Origin of the sequence: Actinoplanes sp. NPDC023801 (assembly GCF_040639655.1) — a bacterium.
GTDB lineage: Bacteria > Actinomycetota > Actinomycetes > Mycobacteriales > Micromonosporaceae > Actinoplanes.
In genome coordinates this window covers 101079-115447 of the sequence record NZ_JBFAAI010000013.1, presented here as the reverse complement: position 1 = coordinate 115447, position 14369 = coordinate 101079, and the positions used below count along the sequence as shown (strand labels likewise).

The following is a 14369-nucleotide window of genomic DNA, read 5'->3' as shown; positions in this document are numbered from 1 at the left end:
GCGGGGCGCGACCTGAACGTTACCTAAACGGATCACGGCGGCGTTACCGATGACGTCATCAGCCTGGCCCTTGACGGCATCTCCGTTAAGGACCGAAGGTCCTCCGGACGAGGTGATCGGGATCACCCGTCAGCAGGCCATCATCTCCGGGGTGACGGCCGCCTCGGTGTCCGGGATACCGAGGTCCCGGGCGCGCTTGTCGGCCAGGGCGAGCAGCCGCCGGATCCGCCCGGCGATCGCGTCCTTGGTCAGCGGCGGGTCGGCCAGGGCACCCAGTTCCTCCAGGGAGGCCTGACGGTGCTCGAGGCGCAGCTGACCGGCCGACGTCAGATGGTTCGGCGCGTCCTCGGACAGGATCTCCAGCGCCCGGGTGACCCGGGCCGCGGCCGCGACCGCCGCGCGGGCCGAGCGCCGCAGGTTCGCGTCGTCGAAGTTCGCCAGCCGGTTCGCGGTGGCACGCACCTCACGGCGTACCCTCCGCTCCTCCCAGGCCAGCACACTGGAATGCGCGCCGACTCGGGTGAGCAGCGCGGCGATCGCGTCGCCGTCCTTGATCACCACCCGGTCCACACCGCGCACCTCGCGGTCCTTCGCGGTGATGCCGATCCGGCGCGCGGCCCCGCGGAGCGCGAGAGCCGCCTCCGGGCCGGGGCAGGTGATCTCCAGCGCGCTGGAACGACCCGGCTCGGTGAGCGAGCCGTGCGCCATGAACGCACCCCGCCACGCCGCCACCGAGCAGCACACGTTGCCGCTCACCACGTGCTGCGGCAGTCCGCGGACCGGACGGCCGCGCACGTCGAGCAGGCCGGTCTGGCGGGCCAGCACCTCGCCGTCCTTGACGATCCGCACGATGTAGTGGCTGCCCTTGCGCAACCCGCCGGAGGCCAGCACGTGCACCTCGCTCGGGTAGCCGTAGACGTCGGCGATCTCCCGCCGCAACCGCCGGGCCACCGCGCCGGTGTCCAGCTCCGCCTCCACGACCACCCGGCCGGAGACGATGTGCAGCCCTCCGGCGAAGCGCAGCAGGGCCGCCATCTCCGCCCGCCGGCAGCAGGGCTTGGGCACGTCGACCCGGCTCAGCTCGTCTTTGACCGCTGCCGTCATCGCCATCGTGATGTCACCTCATGCGCCGGATCTTGAACAAACTGAGCCTTATTCACGACGGTGGAGACCGTCGTCCTTACCTTCGGCAACACCGGGGCTCAAGGTGGGTCGTGAACGAGCCTCGGTGTGTGCCGCACTACGTCTGTACTCAACGAGTGGCGCCCAATACTGGCACCAGGGCGGCGCCCAATGACTCAGGATCATGCCGTGGGCTGCCGTCCGCAACGGCCACGGGGACCAGAACCAGTTCCGCGCCGAGTGCCTGCGCGGCGGCCCGGACCGGCTCCGGCTCGCCGACCCATTTCGCGTCGGCCAGCACGGTGTCGACCCGGAGATCCGGAAGGTACCAGTGCAGCGCCGCCAGGTGATCGGCGGTGGAGAGCCCGGCCGTCTCCCGGTCCGGGCTGAGGTTCAGGGTGACCAGCCGGCGGGCCCCGCTGGCCACGATCGCGGCGGCGAGTTCCGGGACCAGCAGATGCGGCAGGACACTCGTGTACCAGCTGCCCGGCCCGAAGATCAGCCAATCGGCGTCCCGCACCGCGGCGATCGCCTCCGGACAGGCCGGCGGATTTTCCGGCACCAGCCGCAGCGAGGCCACCCGCCCGTCCGCGACGGCCACCGAGTGCTGGCCGGAGACGGTGACCCGGCTGCCGTCCGGCGCCACCATGTCCGCCTCGATGCCGACCGCGTGCAGCGCCATCGGCAGCACCCGGCCCCGCGCGCCGACCATCGTGGCGGCGTGGTCCAGGGCGGCCACCGGGTCGCCGAGCATCTCGATCAGTCCGAGCAGCAGCAGGTTGCCGACCGCGTGCCCGGCCAGGCCGTCCTGGCTGCGGTCGGCACGCCGCTCCACCCGCGGGCCCCGTCCCGGCACGGTCACCTGCGCCGGCACCGTCATCGAGGCGAACCGGTGCTGCATCAGACTCGCGGTCAACCGGTGCGCCGGATTGTCGGCGGCCAGCGCGGCGAGTGCCTGCCGCAGATCGCCCGGTGGCAGCAGGGCGTCCCGTTCGGCCCGGAGCCGGCCGCTGGAGCCGCCGTCGTCACCGACCGTGACGATCGCGGTGATATTCAGGTCGAGTCCCCGTGCGCTGTTCCGCAGAGCCCGCAACGACGCGCTCAACCCGTGCCCGCCGCCGAAGGCGACCACCCGGATCGCCGTCACTCGCGCCCCAGATCGCGGTGCGAGGTGTGTGCGGACAGGCGCATGCCGCTCAGCCGGGAGGTGAGTTCCTCGGCGATGGCGACACTGCGGTGCTTGCCACCGGTGCAGCCGATGGCGACGGTGAGGTAACGCTTGCCCTCCCGCTCGAAGCCGGGCGCGGTGGCGGCGATCAACCCGGCGTAGGTGGCGACGAAGTCGGTGGCACCCTCCTGGCCGAGGACGTAACTGCTCACCCCCTCCTCCAGGCCGGTGTGCTCGCGCAGCTCCGGCACCCAGAACGGGTTCGGCAGGAAGCGGGCGTCCAGCACGTAGTCGGCGTCCGGCGGAAGGCCGTACTTGAAGCCGAAGGAGAGCACGGTGATCCGCAGCCGGCGCGAGTCCTCCCCGCCGAACAGCTCCTCCACCCGGCGGCGCAGCTGGTTCACGTTCAGGTGACTGGTGTCGATGATCACATCGGACTGTTCGCGGGCCTCCGCGAGCAACTTGCGCTCGGCCGCGATGCCGTCGGCCAGCCGCCCGTCACCCTGCAGCGGATGCGAGCGCCGCACCGACTCGAACCGGCGGATCAGCACCTCGTCGTCGGCGTCCACGAACACCACGCGCGGCGAGAAGCCACGCTCCTTCAGAGCGCGGACCGCGCCCGCCAGGTCGGTGGAGAACGCCCGGCTGCGGACATCGAGAACCATGGCGGTCCGCCGGGCGGCGCCCCCGGCGGCGAACGCCAGCTCGGCCATCTCCAGCATCAGGGCCTGCGGCAGGTTGTCGACCACGTAGAAGCCGACGTTCTCCAGCGCCCGCGCCACCGTGCTGCGCCCACCGCCGGAGAGCCCGGTCACCACCACCAGGTCGGTCCCGGCCTCATCCGGTTCCACCACCTCGTCGGGTCCGAGGTCCGGCATCGCTTCGGTCACGCACGCCTCCCGCGCAATCACGCCCGCGCCGTTTTCGCGGACACAACATGGTAGGCCGACCGGGGCTACCGCCCCGTGGTCTTCCCCGTCTCGGGTGAACGCAGCGCGGCAAGCACGGATTCCGCGGTCTTCAAGCCGATGCCGGGCACCTCGGCGATCGCCTCCGGAGTGGCCTCGGACAGCCGCTTGAGCGACCCGAAATGGCGCAGCAACGCCTTGCGGCGAACCTCACCCAGGCCCGCCACCTCGTCGAGCGCCGACTCGGTCATCCGCTTGGACCGCCGCTGCCGGTGGAAGGTGATGGCGAACCGGTGCGCCTCGTCACGCACCCGCTGCAGCAGGTAGAGCGCCTCCGAGGTGCGCGGCAGGATCACCGGGAAGTCGTCGGCGGGCAGCCAGACCTCCTCGAGCCGCTTGGCCAGCCCGCACAGAGCGACATCGGTCACACCCATCTCGGCCAGCACCGCGGCGACCGCGTTGACCTGCGGCTGACCACCATCAACCACGATCAATTGCGGCGGGTACGCGAAACGCCGCGCCTTGCCGGTCAGCGGATCGATGCCGGGCAGCTCCCCCTCCTCCGGCTGCTCCATGGCCTTGAAGCGGGCGAACCGCCGCCGCATCACCTCGCTCATCGCGGACAGGTCGTCCATCCCGCTGCCGTCCGGGTTGCCGCGGACGATGAAGCGACGGTACTCGCTCTTGCGCTCGAGCCCGTCCTCGAAGACGACCATCGAGGCGACCACGTCGGTGCCCTGGATCTGCGACACGTCGAAGCACTCGATGCGCAGCGGCACGCCCTCCATGCCCAGCGACTCGGCGATCTCCTCGAGCGCCTTGTTCCGGGTGGTCAGGTCGCCGGCCCGGCGCAGCTTGTGCCGCTGGAGCACCTCGGCGGCGTTGCGCGCCACGGTCTCCATCAGCGCCTTCTTGTCGCCACGCTGCGGCACCCGCAGGCTGACCCGGCTGCCGCGGTGCACCGACAGCCACTCGGCGAGCGCCTCGTCGTCGTCGGGCAGCGCCGGCACCAGCAGCTCACGGGGCACGTCGTTCTCGCCGTGCTCCTCGCCGTACATCTGGGTGCAGAAGTGATGGACCAGATCGCCGGTGCTCAGGTCCTCGACCTTCTCCACCACCCAGCCCCGCTGACCCCGGACCCGGCCGCCACGCACGTGGAAGACCTGGACGGCGGCCTCGAGCGGGTCCTCGGCGAAGGCCACGATGTCGGCGTCGGTGCCGTCGCCGAGCACGACGGTCTGCTTCTCGAGGGCGCGGCGCAAGGCCACCAGGTCGTCGCGGAGGCGGGCGGCGCGCTCGAACTCCAGCTCCTCGGACGCCCGCAGCATCTCGCGCTCGACCCGCTTGAGGAACAGGTCGGTGCGGCCGGCCATGAAGTCGCAGAAATCGTCGACGATCACCCGGTGCTCGTCGGGACTCACCCGGGCGACGCACGGAGCCGAGCACTTGCCGATGTCGCCGAGCAGGCACGGCCGGCCGATCTGGTGGGCCCGTTTGAAGACGCCGGCCGAGCAGGTGCGCGCCGGGAAGACCCGCAGCAGCAGGTCGAGCGTCTCGCGGATGGCCCAGGCGTGCGAGTAGGGACCGAAGTAGCGGACGCCCTTGCGCTTGGCGCCGCGCATCACCTGCAGACGGGGGAACTCCTCGTCGAGCGTGACGGCAAGGAACGGGTACGACTTGTCGTCCCGGTATTTCACGTTGAAGCGCGGGTCGAACTCCTTGATCCAGGAGAACTCGAGCTGCAGCGCCTCGACCTCGGTCCCGACGGTGACCCAGTCCACACTGCCGGCCGTGGTGACCATCTGCTGGGTCCGCGCGTGCAGCGACCACACGTCCGCGAAGTAGGAGTTGAGCCGGTTACGCAGGCTTTTCGCCTTGCCGACATAGATCACCCGGCCGGCTGGATCGCGGAAGCGGTAGACGCCCGGGGCATCGGGGATGGTACCGGGCGCCGGACGATAGCTGGACGGGTCAGGCACAGATCCAACTTTAGTGCCTGGGACTGACAGAATTGCCCGGCCGGAGGCCCGGTGCCGCCGCCACGGCCCGGGCCTCCGGTCTCAGCAGAGGAGAACGACCGTCAGGCCGAGGCCACCACGTTGTCGCCGTCCAGCTCGACCTTGGTCGCGGCGAGCGGCTGAGCGGCCGGCCCGGAGACCGGGGAACCGTCCTCGATGGAGAAGAAGCTGCTGTGGCACCTGCAGACGATCTGCTTGTTCTTGATCTCGGTGACCTTGCAGCCCTGGTGCGTGCACACGTTGCTGAAGGCCTTGAAGGTGCCCTCCGCGGGCTGCGTGACGACCAGTTCGTCCAGGATCACGCCGCCGCCGACCGCCACCTTGGATGCCGCGACGAGCACCGTGCCGCCGCCACCGCCGGTGTTCCCGCCACCGGTGTCACCGCCGTCGCCGGCGGCGGTGCTGCCGGCCGGAATCGGGTTGTTGTTGAAGTCCGTCCCGTTCGGGTTGGTGCCGCTGGAGTCGGTGCCGCAGGCCGCCAGGGCCGCGGCGGCGCCGAGCCCGCCGGCACCCATCAGGACGACGCGGCGTGTCGAGGCGGTGCCAGTACGGTCCTGCTGGATCTCGGCGTCGGTCCTCGGCTGCACGTCAGTCATTTGTCGCCCTCCACTACCTGTCTTCTGCCGCTGATGTCACGCGGAGTCGCCCCGGGATACGGACCTTGACCGCGATCAGTTCAAACGTGCCGCGCGAGAATTCTCCCGCTTCCTCCGTGTTCGCCCCACCCATTTGCCGGGGTGGGATGAGCAGCGGTGCACCCGGCCGACCCTAGAAGACCAATCGGGTGGGGTAGCTGAGAGTCGTCTAAGAAGTTTCTAAATCAAGGAAGTTCCCGCATCAGGCCGTCGCCTTCGCCCGCGACCGCGTGGCGGTCCGGGTCCCGTTCGCCTTCGCCGCCCGGCCGACCGCGACCGACGAGCCGCCCGGCTCCCCGGACAGGCCCAGCATGTGCCGCAGGAAGCCGCCGGTGTGGCTCTCCTTCACCTCCGCCAACTGCTCGGGAGTACCGGTGGCGAGCACCAGGCCGCCCTTGCTGCCGCCCTCCGGGCCCATGTCGATCAGCCAGTCGGCCGTCTTGATCACGTCGAGGTTGTGCTCGATCGTGATCACCGTGTTGCCCTTGTCGACCAGACCGTTCAGCACGATCAGAAGCTTGCGGATGTCCTCGAAGTGCAGACCCGTGGTCGGCTCGTCGAGCACGTAGACGGTCCGCCCGGTCGAACGTTTCTGCAGCTCGGAGGCGAGTTTCACGCGCTGCGCCTCACCGCCGGACAGGGTGGTCGCCGGCTGGCCCAGGCGCACGTAACCGAGACCGACGTCGACAAGCGTGCGCAGGTGCCGGTGGATGGCCGGCAGCGCCGAAAAGAACTCCGCGGCCTCCTCGATCGGCATGTTCAGCACCTCGGAGATGGTCTTGCCCTTGTAGTGCACCTCCAGGGTCTCGCGGTTGTACCGCGCGCCCTTGCACACCTCGCACGGGACGTAGACGTCCGGCAGGAAGTTCATCTCGATCTTGATGGTGCCGTCGCCGGAGCAGTTCTCGCAGCGGCCGCCCTTGACGTTGAACGAGAACCGGCCGGGACCATACCCCCGCACCTTGGCCTCGGTGGTCTCCGCGAACAGCTTGCGGACGTGATCGAAGACACCGGTGTAGGTGGCCGGGTTCGATCGGGGGGTCCGGCCGATCGGTGACTGGTCGACCCCGACGACCTTGTCCACGTGTTCCAGCCCGGTCACCTTGGTGTGCCGGCCGGGCACCTGGCGGGCGCCGTTGATCTGGTTCGCCATGACGGTGTGCAGGATGTCGTTGACGAGCGTCGACTTGCCCGAGCCGCTGACCCCGGTGACCGCGATGAACTGGCCCAGCGGGAACGGGACGGTCAGGTTGCGCAGGTTGTGCTCGCGGGCGCCGTGCACGACGACCTCACGGCCGGGCGTCTGCGGCCGCCGGGTGGCCGGCACCGGGATCGACTTGCGGCCCGAGAGGTAGGCGCCGGTCGGCGAGTTCTCGTTCGCCAGCAGGCCCTCGACCGAACCGCTGTGCACGATGTGCCCGCCGTGCTCGCCGGCGCCGGGGCCGATGTCGACGATCCAGTCGGCGGTCCGGATGGTGTCCTCGTCGTGCTCCACCACGATCAGGGTGTTGCCCAGATTGCGCAGCCGCACCAGGGTCTCGATCAGCCGGCGGTTGTCACGCTGGTGCAGGCCGATCGACGGCTCGTCCAGCACGTAGAGCACGCCGACCAGGCCGGACCCGATCTGGGTGGCGAGCCGGATGCGCTGGGCCTCACCACCGGAGAGGGTGCCGGCGCCCCGGTCCAGGGACAGGTAGTCCAGGCCGACGTCGACGAGGAACCGCAGCCGGGCGTTGATCTCCTTGAGCACCCGCTCGGCGATCATCTTCTGGCGGTCGTCGAGCTCGATCGCGGCCAGCAGCTCGGCACACTCGCCGACGGACAGGTTGCAGACCTCGGCGATGTTCTTGCCGGCCACGGTCACGGCCAGCACCTCGGGCTTGAGCCGGGCGCCGCCGCAGACCGAGCAGGGCACGTCGCGCATGTAGCCCTCGTACTTGTCGCGCGACCAGTCACTCTCGGTGTCGTTGTGCCGCCGCTCGATCCACTGCACCACGCCCTCGAAGCCGGTGTAGTAGGAGCGCTCGCGGCCGTACTTGTTGCGGTACCGCACGTGGACCTGGTCGTCGGCGCCGTACAGCACGATCTTCTGGATCCGGGTCGGCAGGGCCCGCCAGGGCGTGTCCAGCTTGAAGCCCTCGGCGTTGGCAAGTGCCTCGAGAAGGCGGGTGAAGTACTCCTGGGTGGTGCCGCCGGCCCATGGCTGGATCGCGCCCTCGCCGAGGCTCTTCTCCTCGTCCGGGATGATCAGCTCGGGGTCGACCTCCTTCTTCGTGCCGAGGCCGGAGCACTCGGGGCAGGCGCCGTAGGGCGCGTTGAAGGAGAAGACCCGCGGCTCCAGGTCCTCGATGGCGAGCGGGTGGTCGTTGGGGCAGGCCAGATGCTCGGAGAAGCGGCGCTCGCGCTCCGGGTCGTCCTCCGGCAGATCGACGAAGTCGAGCAGGACGATGCCGCCGGCCAGCCCCAGCGCGGCCTCGACCGAGTCGGTGAGGCGCTGCTTGCTCGTCGCTTTCACGCTGAGCCGGTCGATCACCACCTCGATGGTGTGCTTCTCCTGCTTCTTCAGCTTCGGCGGCTCGGTGAGCGGGTGCACCACGCCGTTGACCCGGGCCCGGGCGTAACCCTTGGCCTGGAGCTCGGCGAACAGGTCGACGTACTCCCCCTTGCGGCCCCGGATCACCGGCGCCAGCACCATGAACCGGGTGCCCTCGGGCATCGCCAGGACCCGGTCGACGATCTGCTGCGGGGTCTGCCTGCTGATCCGCTCCTTGCAGACGGGGCAGTGCGGGATGCCGGTACGCGCGAAGAGCAGCCGCAGGTAGTCGTAGACCTCGGTGATCGTGCCGACGGTGGAACGCGGGTTGCGGTTCGTCGACTTCTGATCGATCGAGACGGCCGGCGACAGGCCCTCGATGAAGTCGACGTCGGGCTTGTCCATCTGGCCGAGGAACTGCCGCGCGTACGACGACAGGGACTCGACGTAGCGCCGCTGGCCCTCGGCGAAGATCGTGTCGAACGCGAGGCTCGACTTACCCGAACCGGAGAGCCCGGTGAAGACGATCATGGCGTCGCGGGGCAGGTCGAGGTTGACGTCGCGCAAGTTGTGCTCACGCGCGCCACGGATTGTCAGTCGGTCGGCCACGGCCAGCCTCTCTGCCTTAAAGACGAGTCCGTACAGGTGTTTGAAGTCGACCAGTCACTCTAACGACGGGGTACGACATTTTCTGGACCGGCCGCTCACTCTTACGAGTTAACCCGCCAGATCTCGACGCCGCCGACGAGCTCGGGCGAGCCGAGCGCATCCACCAGGGTGGCGCGTTGCGCGGCCACGTTGCGGTCGTCCGGGATCAGCACCACGACAGCCGCCCGCCAGTAGGCCAGATCCTCTCTGATCCGCCGCCGGTCGGTGTCGTTCAGCGCCGGCCGGTATCCATACTCCCGCACGCTCCACAGCAGCTGCGAGGTGTAACGGTGTGGGGCCCGCCACGAGCCGGTGTCGTCCCACGGCGGATCGGCCGGGCCCATGAAGTAGCCGCGCGGCGTGGCGTAGTCGAAGTTGTTGAGGGTGGCCCAGCGCTGGCCGGTACGGCCCGTCGTCACGTCCGGCAGTGGCACCGTGACCAGCGTCCTCCCCTCCGGGACGTACTGCCGCCAGATGCCCGCCGTGAGGAACTCCGGCATCGGGACGCCCTCGGCGACCGGCAGCGGCTTGGGGAACAGCGGCACGAGCGCCAGCACCATGCCGATCCGGAAACGCTTGCGGGTGATCGCCGGGTAGTCCCGGATCCGGTCGATCGCGAAGGCCAGCAGCACACCGGCGACCATGGCGGGCACCATCGCGAACCGGGTCACGCTCACCAGGTCGATCACCGGCACGTGGCTGATCAGCGCGAACGGCATCGGGATGCCGGTCTTGAAGCCGACCAGGCGCAACTCCGGGCCGAGCGACATGACCAGCAGCACGATGCCGGCGATCGCGGTGGCCCGCATCGCGGCCGAACGCCACAGGATGACGATCGACACGATGATCATCACGAGGCCGAACGGCCCGAAGAACGTGTTGTCCTCGGTCGCGCTGACGCTCAGCCGGCGGGTCACCGGGCCGATCCCGGCCAGCGACTGCCGGGCGAAGGCGCCCAGCGAGGCCAGATCCGTGACGTACACACTCGGCTCGAACGGCTGCCCGTGGTAATTGCCCGGACCGAAGAACTGGAACCACAGCGGGTAGCCGGTCAGCGCCCCGGAGGTAAGCGCCGCCACACCGAGCCCGGCCGTGAACCGCTTCCACACCCGCCGGGCCTCGTCCCGCTCCATCAGCGCGTACGACACCGCGAAGACGCCCAGCGTGAGCGCGAGGAAGAGCAGCGCCTCCTCGTTGATGAAGATCTGCAGGACGATCAGCAGGCCGAGGATCACACCGCCGCGCCACACCCGGCCGGTCTCGCGCAGCCGCAGAACCTGCCACACGATGAACGGCAGCACGTAGTTGCTGACGAAGTTCACGTGCCCGCTCGCGTGCGACACCATGGCCGGGGCGAACCCGCACCAGGCCGCGCCGATCACCGAGGCCAGCGGGCTGCGGCCCAGGTGACGCGAGAACACCCAGTACCAGGCGAACGCCGTACCGCCCAGACCCAGGGTGATCAGCAGGGCGACGGTCACCCCGCCGCCGAGGAAGTGGGTGACCGGGGCCAGCGGCAGGGACAGGGCCAGGATGGACGTGTTCGCCATCATGTTCACGCCGACCGGCACGTTGAACCGGTCCTCGTAGAACAGCGGCGCGCCGTCGAAGACGACCCGCTCGGCGTGCGCCAGCATGAACAGGAAGATCCCGTGGTCGTCCCGGTTGCCGGCCAGCACGTGCCCGTTCGGGTCGATCCAGAGCTGGAGCACGACGAACACGGCCAGGCCGAAGAACCCGAGGAACGTCCAGGTGTCGGTCCGGGTCCACCGGGGCCGCTTCACCACGCTCGGCGGTGCCTCCTCCGCGTCGTCCGCGACCTCTGCCGCCTGCCTACCGGTCACTTCATCCGCCGAACGCACCGGGCGAATTCTGCCAGAGCACCTTCCGCACCCCGCACCGCCGCCCAAACCCCGGCGCCCGCCCGGCCTGCGGGAGCGGGCAGCCACCCACGCCCCGCACACCCGGGAACGCGTGGCCCGTACCCGAGAATGTTCTAGAGACGATGCGGACCGGGTGGCGCGGGAGCACGCCGGGAACGGGCCATCCTCGCGGATTGCCGCCCGCTCTCCACCTCCACCTCCCGGCGGAGTTTGCGCCAGCTGGCCAGCCGCCTGGGCGGAAGCGAACCGTCGGCGAGAGCGTCCTGGACGGCACAGCCCGGTTCGCTCTCGTGCCGGCAGTTGTCGAAACGGCACCGTCCGGCCAGATCGGTGACGTCGGCGAAGGCCCGCTCGAGACCGCCCTCGGTGTCGAGAAGGCCGACACCCCGGATACCGGGGGTGTCGATGACGGCGCCGCCCTCGGGCAGCGTGATCATGTTCCGGTACGCGGTGGTGTGCCGGCCCTTGCCGTCGGCGTCCCGGATCGCCTGGACCGGCATCACGGTCGTGCCGGCCAGCGCGTTCGCGAGCGTCGACTTGCCGGCACCGGACCGGCCCAGCAGGGCGAGCGTGCGACCGGGCCCGGCGTACGCCCGCAGCTCGTCGACACCGGTGCCGCGCTGGACGCTGACCGGCAGCACGGGCACGCCGGGCGCCAGTTCGCCGATCTGCCGGGCGACCGCACCGGGATCGCGGGTGGTGTCGGTCTTGGTGAGAACGAGCAGCGGGTCGGCCCCGGACTCCCAGGCCAGCGCCAGGAGCCGCTCGACCCGGGCGTCGTCGGGCTCCGGATGGATCGGCTCGACGACGGCGACGGTGTCCATGTTGGCGGCCAGAACCTGGCCCGACGAGTCCTTGTCGGCGGTCCGCCGGATGAGTGTGGTGCGTCTGGGAAGAACCATCTCCAGGGTGGTCCGCCGGTCCGGCCAGTGGCGTAACACCACCCAGTCGCCGGAACACGGCAGCAGGGCGGGGTCACGAGCGGCGTCGATCATGACGCACCCGCCGAGTGTCGCCCGTGTCACCCCGGCCGCGGTCAGGACGGTACAGACGCCGCGGTCGGCCCGCAGCACCCGGCCCGGTGAGGTGTCCGGCCGGTCCCAGCGGCTGAACAGGGATGCGAAGTGTTCGTCCCAGCCGAGCTGGGACAGGGGAAACGACATGTGAACCCTTTACGGTCTTGATGGGGGACGGCGTTGCCTGCCGATCAGGCGAAGGCCCCCGGGTGAAGGGACGCGGCAAGAAGGAACGGCACGGTCCTCACCTCCTCCGCGGGTTGAGATCGTCGCGTCTGGCAACGACGGTACGGCCGTCGTCAGCCCAGGCGAAAGTGATTTCCTCCGGGGGTGCTTGCGGCACCGGATAGTGTCGTTGCGTGACGATCGATCCGCTGGTGTTGATGACCGACGTGGAGGACGCCACCGAGGCGCTCCTCCGGGCCGCGGAGACGCTGACCGATGGCGAGATCGGCGCTCCGTCGCTTCTTCCGGGCTGGTCGGCCGGTCATGTGCTCACGCATCTGGCGCGCAACGCGGACGCCTTGACCAATCTGCTGACCTGGGCGCGGACGGGGGTGGAGACCCCTGCCTACGCGTCGCCGGAAGCCCGCGCCGCCGGCATCGAGGCGGGCGCCGGCCGCCCGGTGGCCGAGCAACTGGCCGACCTGCGGGCCGCGCACGACCGCTTCGCCGACGCGGCCGCGGCCATGCCGGAGGCGGCCTGGGCCACACCGTTGCCGCTGGCCCGTTCAGCGGCAACGGTGCCCTGGTTGCGGCTGTGCGAGGTCGAGATCCACCGGGTCGACCTGGGCCGCGGCTACACGCCGGCCGACTGGCCGGAGGCGTTCGCGCTCCGCCTGCTGCGCGCGACCGTGAAGAACCCGCCGGCCGGCGCGCCCGCCATGGTGCTGCGCCCGTTCGGCCTGGAGCGTCCGCTGGTGATCGGCTCGGCGGACGCCCCCGTCGTCGGCGGGCCGACCCGGTCGCTCGCGGCGTGGCTCGTGGGCCGGGCCGACGGCTCCGACCTGACCGTCTCGCCGGACGGCGAGCTTCCCGAGCCCGCGAGGTGGAAATGAGCGAATACACCGGTGATGTGGTCCGCGGCGGTGCACCCGCGGTCCGTGACCTGGGCGGCGGCCTGACCCTGACGAAGGTGTCGGTCGGTCCGATGGACAACAACGCCTACCTGCTCAGCGCCGACGGCGAGCAGCTGCTGATCGATGCCGCCGGCGACGCCCGGACCCTGCTGGACCTGATCGGCCCGGCCGGGCTGCGGACCGTGGTGACCACGCACCGGCACGGCGACCACTGGCAGGCGCTCGCTGAAGTGGTGAAGGCCACGGGTGCCGAGTCGCTGGCCCACACCGACGACGCCGCCGAGATCCCGGTGGTGACCCGGACGCTGCGCGACGGCGACGTGGTCGAGGTGGGCGGGCACACCCTGGACGTGATCCACGTGGTCGGGCACACACCCGGTTCCATCGTGCTGGCCTGCCGGGGCGCCCATCTGTTCACCGGGGACAGCCTGTTCCCGGGCGGGGTCGGCAACACCCGCGGGGTGAAGGAGAACTTCGAGTCGCTCATCGGCGACGTCGAGCGCAAGCTGTTCGGCCGGTTCGGCGACGACACCTGGTTCTACCCCGGCCACGGCAGGGACTCGACGCTCGGTGCGGAACGGCCGCACCTCGCGGAGTGGCGCTCCCGCGGCTGGTGAACCGAACGTGGGGAGACCGGGGCGCTGACCTCGTCCCGGTCTCCCTGCTCCACTCAGGCGATCAGCCGCGGCCGGGCTTCGCGTTCGCGTTCACCTTGACGCCCTCGGCGAACGCCACGATCTGGTCGCGGGTCCAGCCGACGCCGTCCCAGACCTGGATCTCCAGATTCATGCCGGACGGTTGCTCGATGAAGAGCGTGATGCCGTCACCCTCGGTGCCGGGACGCTTCACGAAGAGGCCCTCCTGGTCACCTACCTTCACCTTCTCCGGCGTGCCCGGCATCTTGCCGTGCTCGTCGACGGACTGCAGCATCACGGCGACCTTGCCGACGAAGCTGTTCGGGTCCTTGTCGGCCATGCCCTCCGGGCCGACGGTCAGGGAGCTGTCGGTCACACCCTGGACCTCGTAACCGGCCGGTACCTGGGCCACCGTGAACGCGTCGGGCTGCTTGCCCTTGTAGGCCTTCAGCTCGAAGACCGGAGCCTTGGCGCCCGAGGTCGCCGTGCTGGTGATCGGGGCCTTGGCCTCGGGAGTGGTGGTGGCGGCCGGAGATCCGGCCGCGAAGGCGAACGCCGCAGCGACGGCGGCGACCGTGAAGGCCGAGCCGGCGGCGGCCTGCATCGTACGGCGGCGGCGCAGTGCCTTCTGCCCGCGGGCGAGGTCCGCGACGACCTGCTCCCGGGTCGGCTCAGTGCCCGGACCGGCGATCCGCGCCAGCCCGTCCTGAAGGTTCATCATGTC

At 70.3% G+C, this 14369-nt stretch carries 11 protein-coding genes; 2 read left to right on the top strand and 9 right to left on the bottom strand.

The window, feature by feature from the left end:
* Window positions 1-129 precede the first annotated feature (129 nt).
* The 8 genes from whiA to rsgA form a co-directional block, all read right to left on the bottom strand.
* A complete protein-coding gene (whiA, locus tag AB0G04_RS23335; RefSeq protein ID WP_360986311.1) occupies window positions 130-1110 on the bottom strand; it encodes a DNA-binding protein WhiA in 981 nt (326 codons plus the stop codon).
* A 142-nt stretch (window positions 1111-1252) separates the two neighbouring features.
* The gene (locus AB0G04_RS23330) at window positions 1253-2269 is read right to left on the bottom strand and encodes a 2-phospho-L-lactate transferase CofD family protein (RefSeq protein ID WP_360986308.1); all 1017 of its coding nucleotides are present in this window, start codon (window positions 2267-2269) and stop codon (window positions 1253-1255) included.
* A complete protein-coding gene (gene rapZ, locus AB0G04_RS23325) occupies window positions 2266-3168 on the bottom strand; it encodes an RNase adapter RapZ (RefSeq protein ID WP_360332881.1) in 903 nt (300 codons plus the stop codon). The genes AB0G04_RS23330 and rapZ overlap by 4 nt, the downstream gene beginning before the upstream one ends.
* A 77-nt stretch (window positions 3169-3245) precedes the next feature.
* Window positions 3246-5177, bottom strand: a complete 1932-nt coding sequence (uvrC, locus tag AB0G04_RS23320) for an excinuclease ABC subunit UvrC (protein WP_360986305.1) — start codon at window positions 5175-5177, stop codon at window positions 3246-3248.
* Window positions 5178-5278: 101 nt separating this feature from the next.
* On the bottom strand, window positions 5279-5812 hold the full coding sequence (locus tag AB0G04_RS23315; protein ID WP_360986302.1) for a Rieske (2Fe-2S) protein: 534 nt from the start codon (window positions 5810-5812) through the stop codon (window positions 5279-5281).
* Window positions 5813-6053: 241 nt separating this feature from the next.
* Window positions 6054-8993 carry an excinuclease ABC subunit UvrA gene (gene uvrA / locus AB0G04_RS23310; RefSeq protein ID WP_360986299.1) on the bottom strand — a complete coding sequence of 980 codons (2940 nt, stop codon included), beginning with the start codon at window positions 8991-8993 and terminating at the stop codon, window positions 6054-6056.
* Window positions 8994-9094: 101 nt separating this feature from the next.
* Entirely contained in the window at window positions 9095-10894 is a 1800-nt protein-coding gene (locus AB0G04_RS23305; protein ID WP_360986296.1) for a hypothetical protein, read from the bottom strand.
* Window positions 10895-11028: 134 nt separating this feature from the next.
* Entirely contained in the window at window positions 11029-12078 is a 1050-nt protein-coding gene (gene rsgA / locus AB0G04_RS23300; protein ID WP_360986293.1) for a ribosome small subunit-dependent GTPase A, read from the bottom strand.
* Between the two features lie 212 nt (window positions 12079-12290).
* Between rsgA and AB0G04_RS23295 the strand changes: the two genes are divergently transcribed.
* Together AB0G04_RS23295 and AB0G04_RS23290 are read left to right on the top strand one after the other, a co-directional pair.
* A complete protein-coding gene (locus AB0G04_RS23295) occupies window positions 12291-12989 on the top strand; it encodes a maleylpyruvate isomerase family mycothiol-dependent enzyme (RefSeq protein WP_360986290.1) in 699 nt (232 codons plus the stop codon).
* Window positions 12986-13627 carry an MBL fold metallo-hydrolase gene (locus tag AB0G04_RS23290; RefSeq protein ID WP_360986287.1) on the top strand — a complete coding sequence of 214 codons (642 nt, stop codon included), beginning with the start codon at window positions 12986-12988 and terminating at the stop codon, window positions 13625-13627. Before AB0G04_RS23295 ends, AB0G04_RS23290 begins: the two co-directional genes overlap by 4 nt.
* Window positions 13628-13688: 61 nt before the next feature.
* Here AB0G04_RS23290 and AB0G04_RS23285 read toward each other — a convergent pair whose 3' ends face one another.
* A complete protein-coding gene (locus AB0G04_RS23285) occupies window positions 13689-14366 on the bottom strand; it encodes a hypothetical protein (protein ID WP_360986284.1) in 678 nt (225 codons plus the stop codon).
* Between the last annotated feature and the right edge of the window lie 3 nt (window positions 14367-14369).